19 protein-coding genes and 1 tRNA gene are annotated in these 18,614 nt (G+C 37.0%); 11 read left to right on the top strand and 9 right to left on the bottom strand.

Going from position 1 to position 18,614, the window contains the following annotated elements; genetic code table 11:
• Positions 1-61: 61 nt before the first annotated feature.
• Positions 62-1,828: an ABC transporter ATP-binding protein gene (locus B5X51_RS14350; protein WP_079721878.1), complete on the bottom strand. Its 1,767-nt coding sequence runs from the start codon at positions 1,826-1,828 to the stop codon at positions 62-64.
• Positions 1,829-2,572 (bottom strand): tRNA pseudouridine(38-40) synthase TruA, encoded by a 744-nt coding sequence (truA, locus tag B5X51_RS14345; RefSeq protein WP_079721877.1) that lies wholly within the window; start codon positions 2,570-2,572, stop codon positions 1,829-1,831. It lies immediately after the preceding gene.
• Between the two features lie 114 nt (positions 2,573-2,686).
• On the opposite strand from truA, the gene B5X51_RS14340 reads away from it, so the two are divergent.
• Positions 2,687-3,178 (top strand): metallophosphoesterase family protein, encoded by a 492-nt coding sequence (locus B5X51_RS14340; protein WP_079721876.1) that lies wholly within the window; start codon positions 2,687-2,689, stop codon positions 3,176-3,178.
• 295 nt (positions 3,179-3,473) lie between these two features.
• On the opposite strand, the gene B5X51_RS14335 is transcribed toward B5X51_RS14340, so the two are convergent.
• Positions 3,474-3,884: a DUF4293 domain-containing protein gene (locus B5X51_RS14335; protein ID WP_070054643.1), complete on the bottom strand. Its 411-nt coding sequence runs from the start codon at positions 3,882-3,884 to the stop codon at positions 3,474-3,476.
• A gap of 198 nt (positions 3,885-4,082) precedes the next feature.
• Here B5X51_RS14335 and rho point away from each other — a divergent pair, with 198 nt between their 5' ends.
• On the top strand, positions 4,083-5,759 hold the full coding sequence (gene rho / locus B5X51_RS14330; RefSeq protein ID WP_079721874.1) for a transcription termination factor Rho: 1,677 nt from the start codon (positions 4,083-4,085) through the stop codon (positions 5,757-5,759).
• Positions 5,760-6,422: 663 nt separating this feature from the next.
• On the opposite strand, the gene B5X51_RS14325 is transcribed toward rho, so the two are convergent.
• Positions 6,423-6,495: transfer RNA gene (locus B5X51_RS14325), tRNA-Gly, on the bottom strand.
• Positions 6,496-6,703: 208 nt separating this feature from the next.
• On the opposite strand from B5X51_RS14325, the gene B5X51_RS14320 reads away from it, so the two are divergent.
• From B5X51_RS14320 to B5X51_RS14310, 3 genes are all read left to right on the top strand, one after another.
• Positions 6,704-7,255 carry a ClpP family protease gene (locus B5X51_RS14320; protein ID WP_079721873.1) on the top strand — a complete coding sequence of 184 codons (552 nt, stop codon included), beginning with the start codon at positions 6,704-6,706 and terminating at the stop codon, positions 7,253-7,255.
• 3 nt (positions 7,256-7,258) lie between these two features.
• Positions 7,259-7,540: a GNAT family N-acetyltransferase gene (locus B5X51_RS14315; protein WP_079721872.1), complete on the top strand. Its 282-nt coding sequence runs from the start codon at positions 7,259-7,261 to the stop codon at positions 7,538-7,540.
• A 125-nt stretch (positions 7,541-7,665) separates the two neighbouring features.
• Positions 7,666-9,303, top strand: a complete 1,638-nt coding sequence (locus B5X51_RS14310) for a L,D-transpeptidase family protein (RefSeq protein WP_079721871.1) — start codon at positions 7,666-7,668, stop codon at positions 9,301-9,303.
• Here the strand turns inward: B5X51_RS14310 and B5X51_RS14305 are convergent.
• A complete protein-coding gene (locus B5X51_RS14305) occupies positions 9,300-10,046 on the bottom strand; it encodes a murein L,D-transpeptidase catalytic domain family protein (protein ID WP_079721870.1) in 747 nt (248 codons plus the stop codon). The two genes, B5X51_RS14310 and B5X51_RS14305, sit on opposite strands and share 4 nt — an antisense overlap.
• Before the next feature lie 383 nt (positions 10,047-10,429).
• Here B5X51_RS14305 and gpmI point away from each other — a divergent pair, with 383 nt between their 5' ends.
• The 6 genes from gpmI to B5X51_RS14275 are packed head-to-tail and all read left to right on the top strand — an operon-like array spanning position 10,430 to position 15,097.
• Positions 10,430-11,947 (top strand): 2,3-bisphosphoglycerate-independent phosphoglycerate mutase, encoded by a 1,518-nt coding sequence (gene gpmI / locus B5X51_RS14300; RefSeq protein WP_079721869.1) that lies wholly within the window; start codon positions 10,430-10,432, stop codon positions 11,945-11,947.
• 6 nt (positions 11,948-11,953) lie between these two features.
• The gene (locus tag B5X51_RS14295; protein WP_079721868.1) at positions 11,954-12,487 is read left to right on the top strand and encodes a TlpA family protein disulfide reductase; all 534 of its coding nucleotides are present in this window, start codon (positions 11,954-11,956) and stop codon (positions 12,485-12,487) included.
• 47 nt (positions 12,488-12,534) lie between these two features.
• The gene (locus B5X51_RS14290) at positions 12,535-12,942 is read left to right on the top strand and encodes a BT0820 family HAD-type phosphatase (RefSeq protein ID WP_079721867.1); all 408 of its coding nucleotides are present in this window, start codon (positions 12,535-12,537) and stop codon (positions 12,940-12,942) included.
• Positions 12,943-12,951: 9 nt separating this feature from the next.
• Positions 12,952-13,776, top strand: a complete 825-nt coding sequence (gene map, locus B5X51_RS14285) for a type I methionyl aminopeptidase (protein WP_079721866.1) — start codon at positions 12,952-12,954, stop codon at positions 13,774-13,776.
• Positions 13,760-14,323 carry an HNH endonuclease gene (locus tag B5X51_RS14280; protein ID WP_079721865.1) on the top strand — a complete coding sequence of 188 codons (564 nt, stop codon included), beginning with the start codon at positions 13,760-13,762 and terminating at the stop codon, positions 14,321-14,323. The genes map and B5X51_RS14280 overlap by 17 nt, the downstream gene beginning before the upstream one ends.
• Positions 14,324-14,332: 9 nt before the next feature.
• Complete coding sequence (locus tag B5X51_RS14275; RefSeq protein ID WP_079721864.1) at positions 14,333-15,097, top strand: class I SAM-dependent methyltransferase; 765 nt, start codon at positions 14,333-14,335, stop codon at positions 15,095-15,097.
• Here the strand turns inward: B5X51_RS14275 and B5X51_RS14270 are convergent, their stop codons facing one another.
• From B5X51_RS14270 to nqrE, 4 genes are all read right to left on the bottom strand, one after another.
• Positions 15,098-16,108: an FAD:protein FMN transferase gene (locus B5X51_RS14270; RefSeq protein WP_079721863.1), complete on the bottom strand. Its 1,011-nt coding sequence runs from the start codon at positions 16,106-16,108 to the stop codon at positions 15,098-15,100.
• 64 nt (positions 16,109-16,172) lie between these two features.
• Positions 16,173-16,529 (bottom strand): Na(+)-translocating NADH-quinone reductase subunit F, encoded by a 357-nt coding sequence (locus B5X51_RS14265; protein ID WP_079721862.1) that lies wholly within the window; start codon positions 16,527-16,529, stop codon positions 16,173-16,175.
• A gap of 162 nt (positions 16,530-16,691) precedes the next feature.
• On the bottom strand, positions 16,692-17,978 hold the full coding sequence (gene nqrF / locus B5X51_RS14260) for an NADH:ubiquinone reductase (Na(+)-transporting) subunit F (protein ID WP_079721861.1): 1,287 nt from the start codon (positions 17,976-17,978) through the stop codon (positions 16,692-16,694).
• 16 nt (positions 17,979-17,994) lie between these two features.
• On the bottom strand, positions 17,995-18,609 hold the full coding sequence (gene nqrE, locus B5X51_RS14255) for an NADH:ubiquinone reductase (Na(+)-transporting) subunit E (RefSeq protein WP_079721860.1): 615 nt from the start codon (positions 18,607-18,609) through the stop codon (positions 17,995-17,997).
• Positions 18,610-18,614 lie beyond the last annotated feature (5 nt).

The following is an 18,614-nucleotide window of genomic DNA, read 5'->3' as shown; positions in this document are numbered from 1 at the left end:
CATAGATTGACCGTTGGAATTCTATCCTTAAATTATTGACTTTCCTTTAAATTCCTCGAACTTATAAACTTTCCTCTGCCATAAACTGAACTTCATAAAGGTTTTTGTAGTAGCCTTCTTTCTTTTGAAGCAATTCTGTGTGCGTTCCTATTTCTACAATTTCACCGGCATCCATCACCATGATCTTATCGGCTTTTTTAATGGTAGCAAGTCTATGGGCAATCACAATAGAAGTTCTTCCTTTCGTAATCTTATCGGTGGCTTCCTGGATTAGTAGTTCGCTATAAGTATCTACCGAAGAAGTAGCTTCATCTAAAATGAGGATACTGGGATTACTCATATAGGCACGTAAAAAAGAAATAAGTTGTCGCTGTCCCGAAGATAACATTGCGCCTCGCTCTTTTACATTATAATGATAAGTATTAGGCAGGGTATTGATGAATTCATGAATACCAATTTGTTTGGCTGCACTAACCACATCTTCTTCGGTAATGTTAGGATCACTGAGATTTATATTAGCCAAAATAGTATCGGCAAAAAGGAAAACGTTTTGCAGTACTACGGCAATTTCAGATCGTAGAGATTCCAGCGTAATATCTTTAATATCAATGCCGTCTACAAGAATTTGACCACTATCTATTTCATAAAAACGATTCAGCAAATTGATTACCGTAGATTTCCCTGCCCCGGTAGCACCAACAATCGCAATAGTTTCGCCTGCACTTGCTTTAAAGGAAACGCCTTTTAAAACCTCTTCATCATCGGTATAACTAAAACGCACATTTTTGAACTCTATGTCGCCTTTCAGGTCTTTAACTTGAATTTTACCTTCATTACTAATAGAAGAGTCGGTATCTAAAATTCCAAAGACACGATTGGCCGCAACCATTCCCATTTGCAGCGTATTAAACTTATCGGCAATTTGTCGTAGTGGTCTAAACAGGAGCTGAGACAATTCAATAAAAGCAATAATTACACCCAGGGTAATTCCATCGTCTGCAACCGCGCGTAAACCACCAAACCAAACAATTAAACCAATGGTAATAGAAGTTGCCATTTCGGCAATTGGAAAGAAAATAGAGTTATACCAAACGGTTTTAACCCAGGCATTTCGGTGCTTATCATTAATTTCTTTAAATTTTTTGTATTCGGCTTTCTCACGGGTAAAAAGTTGCACGATTTTCATTCCCGTAATTCGCTCCTGAACAAAAGTATTTAGGTTGGCAACCTGTGTTCGTACTTCTTCAAAAGCGACTTTCATTTTCTTCTGAAAAACACGAGTAGCGTACATAATTAGCGGAAGCACGGTCAACACCAGTAAGGTTAACTGCCAGCTTTGGTAAAACATAAAGCCAATTACCACCAGCATTTTTAGAATATCACTGATAATCATAAAAAGCCCCTGACTAAAAATACTGGCAATAGTTTCAATATCGCTTACCGCGCGGGTTACCAAACGCCCAACTGCCGACTTATCAAAATAAGTCATTTTAAAATTGAGCATATGTTTAAAAAGGTTTACCCGAAGGTCTCTAACCACTTCCTGTCCTAACCAGTTAGCGAAATACACAAATAGAAACTGAAAAATAACTTCCAGCACTAAAACGCCGGCCATTAAACCAACATAAAAAACAAGGTTATCATAATTCTGTGGCGTAATTGCATCATCTACGGTAACCTTTAATAAATAAGGTCTTAAAACAGCAAAAAATGAAAGCAAAATAGCTGCAACACCTACAAAATAAAAAGTTACTTTATAGGGATTAGTGTATTTAAGCAAGCGCTTAAATAAATCAAAATCGAATGCGTTACCTGTTTTAGATGCCATTTATTTTATTGCTATTTCCGGGTAAGTAACCCTGCTAAGGTATAATGCTTTTGCTGGTACCGAAGTCCCCGCCTTACTCCTGTCTTTACTTTTTATAATCTCGTGCATATTTTCTATGGGTTGTTTCCCTAAACCAATTTCCAGTAAGGTTCCCACAATTGCACGCACCATATTTCTTAAAAATCTGTCGGCAGAAATATAAAAAATCAACACTTCATTTTCACTTTTCCAAACTGCTGCAGAAATCTTGCAATTATAGGTTTTTACATCGGTTTTAGACTTTGAAAAACACTTAAAATTAGTATAATCCTTTAAGATTTTCGCTGCCTCATTCATTTTTTCAACATTCAGCTTATTCTTCAAAAAATAACTTCTATCCTCTAAAAAAGGATCTTTCTGCTGAACGATATGATATTCATAACTCCGGCTTAAAGCATCAAAACGAGCATGTGCATCAGGTTTCACTTTAAAGAAACCCCGTAAAGCTATATCTGCCGGAAGCAAAGAATTCATTTTAAACCTAAAAGCTTCTTTTTCCAGTTCTTTATCGGTATCAAAATGTGCAAAGATCTGTTTGGCGTGAACGCCAGCATCTGTTCTTCCTGCGCCAACAATAGGTGTTTTTTGTTGAAAAACAACTGAAAGCGCTCGTTCTATTTCTTCCTGAACCGAAATCGCATTCGGCTGATTTTGCCAACCGTGATAAGCTTTCCCAAAATATGACAGTTCTAAAAAATACCTCAACCGAGTTCTTTATTTTTATATTTGCGAACTGCAAAGATAAGGCATTTATTAGAAGCTGAAATCCTTTGAAGGCATCGGTTTCAAAATGATTCTATAAACAAAAACAATCCCAACTTGAAAAAAATATTGCTGTTAAGCGACACCCACAGTCATATTGACGAAAGAATTTTACATTATGCCGGCGAAGCCGATGAAATATGGCACGCCGGCGATATTGGCATCACCGATATTACCGATGAATTAAAAAAAGTAAAACCCTTAAGGGCCGTTTATGGCAATATTGATGATGCAGAAATAAGGAAGGAATTTCCACTCCACCAACGATTCAATTGCGAAGGCGTAGATGTTTGGATTACGCATATAGGTGGATATCCTGGGAGATACTCCCCCGCCATAAGAGAAGAAATTAAAAGAAATCCGCCAAAGCTATTTATTAGCGGGCATTCACATATTTTAAAGGTAATGAACGATAAAGGCCTGGGATTAATTCATATGAACCCGGGAGCGGCAGGAAAGCAGGGATTTCATAAGAAACGCACTATGCTTAGATTTAAAATTGATGCTGCGGAAATTAAGGATTTAGAAGTAATAGAACTTAAGAGTTAGTGGGGAGTCTTGATGAATAATTTGCAGCAAATTTTTATCAGGAGCAAAAAAGCTGTATGAAAAGTTTTAAACACGTCATCCTGAATTTATTTCAGGATCTAACAAGATCAGAATTTATTTTATGTTAGAAGCTGAAACAAGTTCAGCTTGACGAAGCTAGACTTTTCAGACAACCTCATTCATCACAGTATGTTCGCTTAAACATAACTATGGAAGTAACCATACCTTTAAAAACTAAAAAACCCGAAGCTTTCACTTCGGGTTTTCACGCACTAATACTACTAAGATGATAGGCTTATCGTAATCGGTCCACAGATTTTACGAGATCTTCGTCCTTTTTAATGGCCTTATTGGCCAAAACAAGAAAAACGATAGAAATGATTGGAAGAAACATCCCAATACCCTTCTCTGAAATATCCATTTCTCCAGGTAAACTTAGCGACCAATAAACAAACACTCCTAGTAAAAAAAAGTTTAATAAGATATTTAGACGCCCCAATACAAATTGGAGCTTTCTATTTTTGAACATAAAAATACTCACCAAAGATAATAAAGCTGAAGCTAGAAATGCAATAAAAACCATAAGATAATCTTGGGCATACATTGCAACTCCTTCAGAATTTTCCCAAAGTGAGAAAGCAAAGATTAGCCCGCCACTAACAATAACAGCGATAAGCAAATATATAGTTTGGATTCGTTGTAGCATATCTTTCAGTGAAATTCGCGAACAAAAATAAAGATTCTTTTTAGAATTGCTATTCAAAATATTAAAATAAAGTTGTATACTTGCAGGAACATTTCGTAACCAATTCAAAACAGGTTACTTAAGTCTCCAAATTTTTTTTCGATTCTTCCTCGCGAAGTTCAACAATCAACCCAAACACAAATTTATTTTTAATTATCCATGTTTGAAATTTCAGAATTAAAAGCTAAAAAGCTTCCTGAGTTGCAGGATATCGCTAAATCTTTAAATGTTCCTAAATTCAGGACTTTAAAAAAATTAGACCTGGTATATCAAATACTTGACTATCAGGCTGCCAACCCTAAAAAGGCTAAAGAAGCTCTTACAACAGAGGACACAAAAAAGGAAGAATCTCCCAAAAGTGAAGCCTCTGGTAAATCTTCAGAAAAACCACAGGCTAAAAAAGCCGGTAAAATTGGAAGCAATAAAAAGCCACCAAGCACTGCTACTGTTAAAGAGACCAAAGAGTCCCGCGCTATAAAAAAGGAAAGCACTTCTCCTAAAAAGATTGATGCTCCCAGGAAAGAAGATTCAACTTCAAAACCAAGGGAAAACAAAAAACAGGAGCAAAAACCAAGAGACACAAGAGACGATAATTCTTCTAAAAACCAGAAGAACAACAATCCTCGTGACCAAAAGAAAGACCCGCGCAATAAAAATAATGCTGGTCGCGAAACCGGCAACCGTGATGGACGTAACCGCTATCGCGAACCGGATTATGAGTTTGATGCGATTATTGAAAGTGAAGGTGTACTGGACATTATGCAGGACAACTATGGTTTCCTAAGATCCTCAGATTACAATTACCTTACTTCCCCAGATGATATTTATGTTTCTCAGTCGCAAATTCGTTTATTCGGATTAAAAACCGGGGATACTGTTCTAGGGCAAATTCGTCCGCCGAAAGAAGGTGAAAAATATTTCCCTTTAATTAAGATTAATAAAATTAATGGATTAGACCCACAGGTAGTGAGAGATCGTGTTTCTTTTGAGCACTTAACCCCACTTTTCCCTAAAGAAAAATTTAATATTGCTGAAAAGCAGAGCAGCATGTCTACCCGTATTATGGATCTCTTTTCCCCTATTGGAAAAGGCCAGCGTGGTATGATTGTTTCCCAGCCTAAAACTGGTAAAACAATGTTGCTTAAAGATATTGCCAATGCAATTGCAGCAAACCATCCTGAAGTTTATCAAATAGTTTTACTTATTGATGAACGTCCTGAAGAGGTTACAGATATGCAACGCAATGTACGAGGTGAAGTAGTAGCTTCTACTTTTGATAAGGAAGCTCACGAACACGTACGGGTTGCGAATATCGTTTTAGAAAAAGCAAAGCGTTTAGTAGAATGTGGTCACGATGTAGTAATCCTTCTAGATTCTATAACTCGATTGGCCCGCGCATACAACACCGTACAACCTGCAAGTGGTAAAGTATTGAGTGGTGGTGTAGACGCCAATGCCCTACACAAACCAAAACGTTTCTTTGGTGCTGCCCGTAATATTGAAAACGGTGGTTCTTTATCAATAATCGCTACGGCCCTTACCGATACCGGTTCTAAAATGGACGAAGTGATCTTTGAAGAATTTAAAGGAACAGGGAATATGGAACTGCAATTAGACAGAAAGATTGCTAACCGTAGAATTTTCCCTGCAATAGATCTTACCTCTTCAAGTACACGTCGCGACGATCTTTTATTAGACGAAGCTGCATTACAAAGAATGTGGGTGTTGCGAAAATATCTTGCCGATATGAATCCTATAGAAGCCATGGAGTTTATTAATGACAGGATTAAGCAAACTAAAAACAACGAGGAATTTTTAATCTCTATGAACGGTTAAACTCTTCTTAAGTTATAAATTGAAAAAATCCGGAAGCTTTTAGTTTCCGGATTTTTTTATGATTCTTTTTAAAAGATTAGGGTTCAGGTTCTATTAGGCTTCAAGCGGGACAGGCTTCTCTTCTGAGAAATTTTCTATTACTTTTTCGACATAAAAAAGAGGTTGTGTAAAAAGTTCTTAAAATCGTCATCCTGAATTTATTTCAGGATCTAAAATATCGATAATCAGAACAGGTTAGAAGCTGAAACAAGTTCCTTGACGAAACTATACTTTTCAGACAACCTCTCTTCTTAGAGCGGGGGACCGGATTTCCTGATATTACGCCCTATTACGCTTCAAGCGGGACAGGCTTCTCTTCTGAGAAATTTTCTATTACTTTTTCTACATAAAAAAGAGGTTGTGTAAAAAGTTCTTAAAATCGTCATCCTGAATTTATTTCAGGATCTAAAATATCGATAATCAGAACAGGTTAGAAGCTGAAACAAGTTCAGCTTGACGAAACTATACTTTTCAGACAACCTCTCTTCTTAGAGCGAGAGACCGGGTTTCCCGATATTACACCCTATCGGGCTTCAAGCGGGACAGGCTTCTCAACCAGCCAATTTTCATCATTTTTTCGCACAAAAAAAAACCCCAACGTTTTGTTGAGGTTTCTCTTCTTAGAGCGGGAGACCGGGTTCGAACCGGCGACATTCAGCTTGGAAGGCTGACGCTCTACCAACTGAGCTACTCCCGCCTTTGTTCTGCAAATATAGAGTTTAAAGCCTTCAAATTCCAAAAGAAAATTGAACTTTTTAGGCTCTACTATCCTATTTACTTAATATTCAGAGGGAAAATAAAATGAACCGATAAAATCTTGTTAAATGGGTAATTAAAAAACAAGTGTTCCGACAAATAAATCTTATTTTTAATGCCTAACAGAATACATCTTAAACTAATTTCTTATGAGTAATAAACCCGGTAAAACCCAGGACCTAATAGACGCAAAATTCCTTGAAGAACGAAAAGTATTTCTTTGGGGTGAAGTCAACGACAAATCAGCTAAACATGTTATAGACAGGCTACTTTATCTTGACATGGAAGGAGATGATGAAATCCAGTTTTTTATTAATAGCCCCGGAGGCTACGTAACCGACGGATTTGCTATTTATGACACCATGCAAAGCCTTAAAAGCCCAGTTTCTACCATTTGTAGTGGTTTAGCCGCCTCTATGGGTTCTATTTTACTTTCTGGCGGAACTAAAGGAAAAAGGTTTATCCAAACGCATGGAAAAGTAATGATTCATCAACCTATGGGTGGAGCCAGAGGTCAGGCTTCAAACATTGAAATTCAGGCGAACGAAATCATAAAAACCCGAGAGTTAAGTGCAAAAATTCTTGCTGATAATTGTGACCAAAAGATAGAAAAGGTACTAAAAGATTTTAATCGTGATTACTGGATGGATGCCCAGGAATCTATAGATTACGGTATCATTGACGGTGTCTTCAAAAAATAATTTATGGATATTCAACATCGCGAAAATGATAGCCGCGGAATGTTTTTTATCAAAGATGAAAAAGGAATTTACGCCGAGCTAACCTATCAAAAAAAGGAAGAGGATATTCTTGTTATTGATCATACCGAGGTTAGACCAGAACTGGAAGGCCAGGGAATTGCTACCAAGTTATTAGCCCACAGTGTAGAATTTGCCCGTAAAAATAATTATAAGATAGAACCCCTCTGCCCTTTCGCTGAAGTTCAATTTGATAGAAACAAGTCTTACAACGATGTAAGAGCTTAAGGAAACTACCTCAGGGCAAGCCCACGAGACATTCGTTGGAAACAAATTTTTAATTTCGAGGCAAGCCTCGGGGTATTACACCCTTTGGCGGTGCCAATAAAAAACCTACTAACTTTTCCTCTTTTATGAAATACCCCCATTTTCTAATATTCCTTGGCGTATTGTTTTTATTTTCTTGTAAAGAAGATCAAAAAAAGGGAATTGAAACTTCAAAAGAGGAAGAGGCTGTAGTTATTGAAAAATTAGCCTCATCTGATTTAATTGCCAAAAGATTTACGGCAATTTCTAATTCGGTTGGCAATATAGATCTGCAATACGCCAGCTTACTTGATTCTATATATTCGAAGCGGGAATACAAACCAATTTGGACCAACCGTGCGCTACGGGAAGATCTTTATCGAGGCATAGAAAGAGCTAAGGAAGACGGCCTGGAACCTGAAGATTACCATTTAAGCTATTTAAAAAAGTCTCTCGCCAATTTATCAGAATTAGATGATGAAGAGCGCAGTTTGACCGAAATTATTCTTACTGATGCTTTTTTTGGTCTTGCTTCCGATTATAATTCGGGGAAATTAGATCCTAAAAAAATTTACAGTATTTGGGGACTAGAAAGCAACAAAATAGAACTCACCGGTCTACTGAATTACGGAATTCAGCAAAACAATATCCTGGCCGCTATAGATTCTGTAACACCAAAGCACGAGGTTTATAAAGGCTTAAAACAGAGTTTAAAGAAATATAGAGAACTGGCAAAAAAAGAAGAAAACCCCATTTTTATTTCCGAAGAAGGAGAGAGTATTAAAGCCGATGAAAAAGATGAGCGAATTCCTGATATAAAAAGGCGCTTAAAAGAATTAGGTTATTGGGAACAGGAAATTACAGACAGCCTTGATACTTATGATGACTCGCTACAGGAAGCAGTGAAAGAATTCCAGGAAAAATATGGTATTGAAACTGATGGTGTTATTGGCGGTGGCACAATTAAAACCTTGAATAAAACCTACCAGGACAGACTGGAACAGATTTTAGTAAACCTGGAACGCTGGCGCTGGTATCCTAAAGACCTGGGAGAACAATACATTATTGTAAATATTGCAAACTATCGCTTACATTTAGTAAAAAATGAAGATACGCTTGCTACGCACCTCACTATGGTTGGTACTGAAGCGCGAAAAACCCCGGTTTTCTCAGATAAAGTAGAACATATAGTTTATAACCCCACATGGACTATTCCTCCCACGATTAAGAGTAAAGATGTTATCCCTTCAGCTTCTAAAGACCCCGATTATATTAACAGGAAAAATTTCAGCATATTTAACCGAAGTGGTGAAAAAATGAATCCGCATGATGTAGACTGGTCTTCTTCTAAAGTGAAAGGCTATACTTTTAGACAGGAAGCCGGGCCGGCAAATCCGCTTGGATTGGTAAAGATCATATACCCCAATAAGTATATGATTTACCTACACGACACGCCTTCAAAATCGCTTTTCAACAAAAATTTAAGGGCGCAAAGCTCTGGTTGTGTAAGGGTGCAGGGAGTATTGGATCTCGCAAAAATGCTCTTAAGCGATCAACCAAAATATGACGATGATAAAATTGCAGAAATTCTAAACTCAGGGAATACTACCACAATTAAGGTTACTCAGCAAGTACAAGTACACCACCTATACTGGACAGCCTGGAACGAAAATGGCAGCACCCGTTTTGCAGAAGATGTCTACAAAAGAGATGCTGCCATCTATAAACTGCTTACTAAAAATTAACTATTTAGTAGCGTAGATTTTTCGAGGTATTCTTTATTGTTTTTGTGAATATATACTACAGATTCTTCTTTAATAGTATCTATCACTTCTTTAGCAATTGTATTTGGAACCGCAGGGCAACCGTAGCTTCTTCCTAACCTTCCAATTCTGTCTATAAAATTTGGTTCAGCATAATCTGCACCGTGAATTACCACATAACGCTTACGAGCATTGCTATTAAAACCTTTCTCCATACCATCTATAAAAAGTGATAATCCGTTTTTTCCGTAATAAGTTTCAGCGGTAACGTAAAATCCAAGAGAACTTTGCAGGGAATTTACAGTATTAGAAAACTTGGTAGCGAACTCACCACCGGTATTTTTTCCGTGGGAAACATAAGTATTAAACAATACTTTTTTTGTTTCCATATTCATAATCCACATACGTTTTTTTGTAGAAGAAAGTCCAAAATCTATTACGGTAAGGAGTTTTTTACCCACTTTACCATTCTCGTCTAATTGCTCGTAGCCTTTTATCGCTTTTTCAAAAACGGGCATTGCAGGAATGCTTATATTATTGGTAGAAAACTCATTGTAGAGACTAGCGACTTTACTTTCAAAAGTTATGTTTTTACTTTCTTCAGAAACCGGGGAAGTGATAGCTTCTAATTCTGAAGTTTTAAGCTTAGTTTTTAAATTATCTGTAGTTGTAAATGCAAAAGAGAAAATCAATACGGCAAATACAGTCAGAATTCTATAAATCATACACGTTGTTTTATTAATGTTCTCCTAATTTAGTCCAAATGTAATGCCAACATACAAAATATTCTTATTAATCTAAGTTTTAAAGCTATAGAACATAAAATTTAACATTTACAGCCTTATATAACTACATTTCAACATATTACACGTTAGCAGCAGTTATTTAAAGAACGATTAATCGAATAAAAAATTATTCCAAAGCAACAAGTTTAATGTTAAATTTTTAAAACTTAGGATAGAAGTGATTTCTCTTTTCAGCTAAATTAAGTATAGCCTAAAGTTATCAAATGGTCTTCTATCTTTAGATTTAATAAAACATTTAGTGGGCATGGATTTAGTAGACCGGCAATTTGTTTTTATCTTTATGCCTTAATTAACTAATTATTATGAATAAGAAAGTTCTACTAATGATTTTAGACGGCTGGGGAATTACGCAAAACCCAGACGTTTCAGCTATAGCTAAAGCAAAAACTCCATTTATGGATAGTATCCTGGAGAAATATCCACACGCTGAACTACGCACCGACGGAATGCAGGTTGGCCTACCGGAAGGACAAATGGGAAATAGTGAGGTAGGACACATGAACCTTGGAGCCGGCCGCATTGTATACCAGGATTTGGTAAAAATCAACATGGCGGTAGAAAAAAACACCTTAAAAGATGAGCCCGTACTGGAGGAAGCTTTTAATTATGCGATAAAACATGATAAACCAATTCATTTTATGGGTCTTTTAAGTGATGGTGGAGTACATTCTCACATTGATCACTTAAAGGGCTTACTTTCAGCTGCAGAAGAATTTGGAGTTAAGGAAAAATACGTTCATGCTTTTACAGATGGCCGTGATGTAGACCCACATTCAGGAAAAGGTTTTGTTGAAGAACTTGAAAAACATTTAGAGAAAACCAATGGAAAACTAGCTTCTGTGATTGGGCGTTATTTCGCAATGGATCGTGATAAACGATGGGAAAGAGTAAAGAAAGCCTACGATCTTATTACTAAAGGTGAAGGTGCAAAAACAACAAATGCTTCTGAAGCTATTGCTAAAAGCTATGAAAACAATGTTAGCGATGAGTTTGTAGAACCAATTGTAATGACCAATGATGCCGGTGAGCCGGTAGCCACTTTAAAAGAAAAAGAAGTTGTAATCTTCTTCAACTTTAGAACAGATCGTGGCAGGCAGCTTACCCAGGCTCTAACTCAAGACGATTTCCCGGAGTACAATATGAAAAAAATGCCGTTATATTATGTGACAGTAACTAAATATGACGATAGTTTTGAAGGCATAAATGTAGTTTTCAAAAAAGACAATATTAAGTCTACCCTGGGTGAAGTCCTGGAGTATATGGGCAAAAAGCAAATTAGAATTGCTGAAACAGAGAAATATCCACACGTTACCTTCTTCTTTAGCGGTGGCCGTGAAAAACCTTTTAAAGGCGAAAGACGCTTAATGTGTAACTCTCCAAAAGTAGCCACTTATGACCTTCAGCCAGAAATGAGTGCTTTTGAAATTAGGGACAAAATTATTCCTGAACTCCAAGAAGAATCGGCCGATTTTATTTGCCTGAATTTCGCAAATCCAGATATGGTAGGCCATACCGGGGTATTTGAGGCTGCTGTAAAAGCCGTGGAAACTGTAGATTCTTGCGCTAAAGATGTGGCTGAAACTGCCATGGAAAATGATTATTCGGTAATTATCATTGCAGATCATGGAAATAGTGAGATCATGATCAACGAAGACGGCAGTCCAAATACAGCACATACCACTAGCCCTGTACCATTAATTTTATTAGATAAAGATCTAAAAGCAATTAAAAGCGGTAAGCTTGGAAACATTGCTCCGACTATCCTGAAGCTAATGGGTATTGAGCAGCCTGAATTAATGACTGAAGACCCTCTAATTTAAAAATCAATGATCAATAAGATATTGCTGCTTTTCCTTGGAGTTTTTATCACCACAGGGGAAGTTTCAGATAAAACAGAGAAACTAGCGAATATAGATTCGGCAGAAATGCTTTTAGGTGAATTCACACAAGCTGATTTGGAGAAATCTCCATATTCGCGCTGGTTCACTCCGGGTTACGCGAATTACAAGCCTAATGCAGAAGCTGTGGAAACCATAAAGAAAAATATAGGAGATTATGAGATTCTTCTCTTTATGGGCACCTGGTGTGGCGATAGCCGATACGAAGTTCCTAAGTTTTTCAAATTGTTAGATTTAGTAGATTTCAACAGGGAAAACCTAACAAGTATTGCGGTAAATTATAGTAAAAAAGCCCCCGGCGATTTGGACGAAAAGTATAATATTCACCGGGTTCCTACTATAATCTTTATTAAAGATGGAAAGGAAGTAAACCGTTTTGTAGAATATTCTGTAGAAAACTTAGAGGAAGATATTGCCAGGATAGTTGATGGTAAAGAATATATAGATCCTTACTCCGAATAACAGGAGCCTAAGAAGATATATTCGGTTAATCTTGCTAATTTTGCCCTATGCCTCATACACTAACCATAGCCGTAGATTTTGACGGAACTATTGTAGAAAATAAATTTCCTGAAATAGGAAAGCCAAAGCTTTTTGCATTTGAAACACTAAAAAAATTGCAGGAAGATGGTCACCGACTTATTTTATGGACTTATAGAGCCGAAGATAAATTAGAAGAAGCGGTGAAATTTTGTGAGAAAAAAGGCATTAAATTTTACGCAATAAATAAAAGTTACCCCGAAGAGGTTTTTGACGAAGATATAAGCAGAAAGATCCTGGCCGATATTTTTATAGATGATAGAAATATTGGTGGTATGTGGGGATGGGGTGAAATATACCAGCGATTAAAAGACCGATCAATAATTAGAGAACAGAAAAAAGAAAAGAAGAAATTCGGATTTTTAGGCCGATTTTAAATAACGAATATGATAATTACCAAAACCCCTACAGAAATTGAATTAATGCGTGAAAGCGCATTAATTGTATCTAAAACCCTGGGAATGCTTGCACCCCATATTAAACCAGGCATAACTACTTTAGACTTAGATAAGATGGCGGAAGAATTTATACGCGATCACGGTGCTGAACCAGGTTTTTTAGGGATGTACGATTTCCCAAATTCACTATGTATGAGTCCCAACGCGCAGGTGGTTCATGGTATTCCCAATGACAAGCCGTTGCAAGAAGGCGATATTATCTCTATAGATTGTGGCGCTTTAAAAAACGGATTTTATGGAGATCATGCCTACACGTTTGAAGTTGGTGAGGTAAAACAAGAAATAAAAGATCTTTTAAAAGCTACTAAAGAATCGCTTTACGTAGGAATAAGAGAATTTAAAGCCGGAAACAGAGTTGGAGATGTTGGTTATGCCATTCAAAAATATACCGAAGATCGCGGCTATGGCGTGGTAAGAGAATTGGTAGGCCATGGCCTTGGAGCGACCATGCACGAAGATCCAGAAATGCCAAATTATGGAAAACGCGGTAGGGGTAAAAAATTTGTAGAAGGAATGGTAGTGGCCATTGAACCAATGATTAATCTTGGCACAAAAAGAATAAAACAATTACCCGATGGTTGGACTATTCTAACAGCAGACAATAAAGCCAGTGCCCATTTTGAGCACGATGTTGCCCTGGTAGATGGGAAACCACAACTACTATCTACCTTTGATTATATATATGAAGCTTTAGGAATTGAAAGTGATGAAGAAGATGAGTTTAAAGCAAAAGCCCATGATAAAGAATTATAGAGGCGAAGAATGGAAAAGACTCCATAAAGAAGAATGGCAGGATCGCTTTGTATACGATGTGTCCAATTACGGCAGGTTAATTAGCTACGTGCAGTACCCAGAAGGAGAATTAATAAATGGCGGCCGTACCAATGGCTATACAAGTTTTTCTCCCAGACTTCAAAACGGTAAACATAAAGCCTATTACGTACATCGTATTGTTGCTGAACTTTTTCTTAAAAAGAATGAAGATCATAAATACGTGATTCATAAGAATTTTAAAAAAGACGATAATCGCGTAGAAAACCTTGCCTGGACCACCCCAGACGAATGGGTAAAACATCAGCATGATAGCCCTGGCGTTAAAGAAAACAAGCGCAAAAGAAAATTGAGACAGGTAGTTACCTATTCCAAACTCTCATATGCACAGGCCGTGGTATTAAAAAAGAAACTTTTAGACCCTAAAAGAAAAACAAGAATCAAGGTACTGGCCAAGCAATTTGGAGTTTCAGAAATGCAACTTTATCGTATAAAATCTGGTGAAAACTGGGGCGATATTAAAGTCTAGCAATTCTTGATGAAAAAGCTTTTCAAAATAGTTTTAAATACCGTGCCCCGCCCTATGCTTATCAAATTAAGCTATTGGGTGAAACCTTTTTTTAAATATGCGCTTCGTGGAAATAAATACACCGATCCTATAGATGGGAAAAGCTTTTCTAAATTTCTACCTTACGGGTATATTAACCAGCGGGAAAATGTGCTCTCCCCTTCTACTCTTTCCCTGGAAAGGCATCGCTTACTTTGGTTATACCTAAAAAATGAAACCGATTTCTTTAGCAAGAACCTAAAAGTACTGCATTTTGCCCCCGAACAAGCTTTTTATAAGCGTTTTAGAAAGCTTAAAAACCTAAACTACACCACAACTGACTTAAATTCACCTTTAGCCGATGTAAAGGCTGATATTTGCAATTTGCCGTTTAAAGAAAATGAATTTGATTTTATTCTGTGTAATCACGTTTTAGAACATATTCCTGATGATACCAAAGCGATGCAAGGACTTTATAGAGTTCTTAAACCTGGCGGCACAGCGATATTACAGATTCCGCAGGATTTAAAGAGAACGGATACTTTTGAAGATGATTCAATTACCGATAGAAAAGAACGGGAACGTATATTTGGCCAGTACGATCACGTAAGAATATACGGTAGGGATTATTTTGATAAATTGAGAAATATTGGTTTTAAGGTTGAAGAAGTTGACTATACCGAACAATTATCTCCTGAAGATATTGATAAATACCGCCTGGCAAAAGGGGAAGTTATTCCAGTTTGTTATAAATGATTATTCCATTAAGGCTTCCTCAAAGCCTTCAGAAGTAAAGACCCGAATACTTTCCGCTTCATCTACATAAATAAAATACACATCTACATTTTCCAGTTCTTCCAGCATTTCTAAGGATCTTTCGTAGCCTAAAGCCATAAAAGCAGTGGCGTAGCCATCGGCAAGGGTACAATTTTCAGCAAGTACAGAGGCGCTTAGCAAATTGCTTTTTTCAGCTTTCCCGTTTAAGGGATTTATAGTGTGTACATAACGATTTCCGGTGGTACTGTCTATTCTAAATTTTCGGTAATTTCCGGAAGTTGCCATCGCCCGGTTTTCCAATGCAAGAACGGTTTGTAAAGTACGTTCAGCATCGGTTTGCTGCGGATTATCTATGGCTACCATCCAGGGAGATTCCCGCTCTAAATTTTCACCTTTGGCAACGAGCTCTCCCCCCAGTTCAATTAAATAATTTTCAATATTATTTATATCTAAATATTCAGCGATAACATCTATGGTATACCCCTTGGCTATCGCATTAAAATCAAGATAAATATTCGGGTTTTCTTTCTCAATGGTATTAATGCTGGTTAAATTAACTTTTTCAAATCCCACCAGTTGCTTTATGGAATCTAAAACAGCTTCGTCTGGTTCATTTAAAGGCTTATCAGGGCCAAAGCCATAGGCGTTGACTAAACTACCCACCGTTGGATCAAAATAGCCGTTGCTTTCTTTAAAAACCTGTTTAGAATATTTAAACACATTTTGGAAATGAACATCTACTGTTAGCCCTTCAGCTCCCGAATTTATACGAGAGATATCAGAATCATCCTGATAAGTGCTCATTGAGGTATTGATCACTTCAAAAATAGAATCTAAAGCTTTTTCGGTATCAAAATCTTGGGAAGAAAAATATTTTACCTGGTAGGTGGTACCAAGTGCATTTCCAGTATATGTGTTTACCTGCGGGCCTTCATTCTTGCAGGAAATAAGTATAAAAATAAGAAGTAAGGGAAAAAGTAAGTTTTTCATTTATAAAAAATTGAAGAAATAGAATGCCACGAATATGTTATATTAAAAAGTGTGCATTATGCGCTTAAATTTCCTGCCAGCCTTCATAATTAACCACATAAGCTTCGCCATGCATCACTGGTTTTTCATAATCGGAAGAATTTGCCAGGCCTACTCCGGCATAAAATGTACGTGCCTTAAACTTTATGGCATGGTCTTTAATAGATTGCAGAAATGCCATATCATATTCTTTGGGATTATATGGATATTCTATAGCCCGCACAATTACAAAGTGAAGCTTTTTATCTTTTAAAGCAACGAACTGCGGATCCTTTTGTATCTCACTATTTACCCCAAGAAACTCGTAACCATTTTCCTCAAGTTCTTTACCTACAATGTTCATTGCAAGGTTATGCAGCTCCTGATCGTTTAATTTCGCCATAGTGCAAAAATAAAAAAAGCTGTCTAAAAAGCCTTATGACCGTCAAGCTGAAACTTGTTTCAGCTTCTAACATGTTTCAATTAAAAACACCCTAGATCCTGAAATGAATTCAGGATGACGAATTAAAAACTTCTTAGACAGCTTGTCTAAATTATTTAATTCCTAACCTCCAAAATCATCAAACCTGATGTTTTCTGGTGGCATTCCAAAGTCTTCACCCATTTTCTGAACAGCTTTGTTCATTAAAGGCGGTCCACAGAAGTATAATTCAATATCTTCTGGTTCCTCGTGATGACTTAAATAGTTATCTATTACAACCTGGTGAATAAATCCAACAAATCCATCTCCTTCATCGTCTAGACTTTTCTTTACTTTCCAGTTATCTTCTTCCATTGGTTCAGAAAGCGCTAAGTAGAAACCAAAGTTAGGAAAATCCCTTTCTAAAGCTCTAAAGTGCTCTATGTAGAACAATTCTCTTTTTGAACGTCCACCATACCAGTAAGTAACTTTTCTACCGGTTTTAAGTGTACGGAACAAATGGTAAAGGTGAGAACGCATTGGCGCCATACCTGCACCACCACCAACATAAAGCATTTCTGCTTCACTATGGTTAATAAAGAATTCTCCATAAGGACCAGAAATAGTTACTTTGTCTCCTTTTTTCCTTGAGAAAATATAAGAAGAAGCAATACCAGGATTTACATCCATCCAGGTATCTTTTGATCTATCCCATGGTGGAGTAGCTACACGAACGTTAAGCATAATCTCACGTCCTTCAGCAGGGTAAGAAGCCATAGAGTAAGCACGTTCTACCGTTTCAGGGTTTTTCATTACCAATGGGCGAAGTTTAAACTTATCCCACTCGGCTTCAAACATATCTGGCACATCGTGTTCTTCAGGGTGAGCAGTGATATCCATATCACTAAATTTAACCTCACACTTAGGAATTTCAATCTGAATATACCCACCGGCCTTATAATCCATATCTTCAGGAATTTCCACTACAAATTCCTTAATAAAAGAAGCTACGTTATAATTTCTTAATACGGTTGCTTCCCATTTCTTAATTCCGAATACTTCTTCCGGAATAGTAATCTTCATATCTTCTTTCACCTTTACCTGGCATCCTAATCGCCATCCCTGCGCGATCTCTTTACGGGTAAAGTGTGGTTCTTCGGTTGGAAGAATGGCACCGCCACCTTCTTTTACGATACATTTACACTGTACACAGGTTCCACCACCACCACAGGCTGAAGGTAAAAATAATTTATTGTCTCCCAGGGTTGAGAGTAATGTTCCACCGGAACCTACTTCCATATCTTTCTCCCCATTTACGTTTATGGTAACAGGACCTGAAGGCGCTAATTTTGCCTTTGCTCCAAGCAACACAGAAACCAATATGAGTATCAATGCTAAAAATACTACTATACTTGCTATAATAACTGTCATAGTCTTTCTTTTGCGATTATAATTTAATTCCCATAAAACTCATAAAACCTAATGCCATAAGCCCAGTAATAATAAAGGTTATTCCTAAACCTTTTAATGGAGCAGGCACATTAGAGTAAGCTATTTTTTCACGAATAGCTGCAATACCAAGAATTGCAAGGAACCATCCAATTCCACTACCAAACCCATAGGTTATAGCTTCTGTGATTACACTAAAATCCTTTTGTTGCATAAAAAGCGCCCCTCCAAGAATGGCACAGTTTACAGCAATAAGTGGCAAGAAAATACCCAGGGCACCATACAATGCAGGGGCAAATTTCTCAACGATCATTTCTACTAATTGTACCATAGATGCTATTACTGCAATAAACATTATAAAGCTTAAAAAGCTAAGGTCTACATTAGCATATTCTGCACCAAGCCATTTTAAAGCTCCCGGTCTTAACAAGTAATTATCCAGCAAATAGTTAATAGGTACAGTAATAGTAAGTACAAATATTACCGCCGCACCCAACCCAACAGCTGTTTTTACGGTTTTTGACACTGCTAAATAGGAACACATCCCTAAAAAGTAGGCAAAAATCATATTTTCTATGAAAATACTTCTAACAAATAAATTTATAAAATCCATAATTT

Origin of the sequence: Salegentibacter holothuriorum, from assembly GCF_900168045.1 — a bacterium.
In the GTDB taxonomy this organism is placed as follows: domain Bacteria; phylum Bacteroidota; class Bacteroidia; order Flavobacteriales; family Flavobacteriaceae; genus Salegentibacter; species Salegentibacter holothuriorum.
The sequence above is the reverse complement of the archived record's forward strand: the minus strand, read 5'-3'. Positions and strand labels throughout refer to the sequence as shown.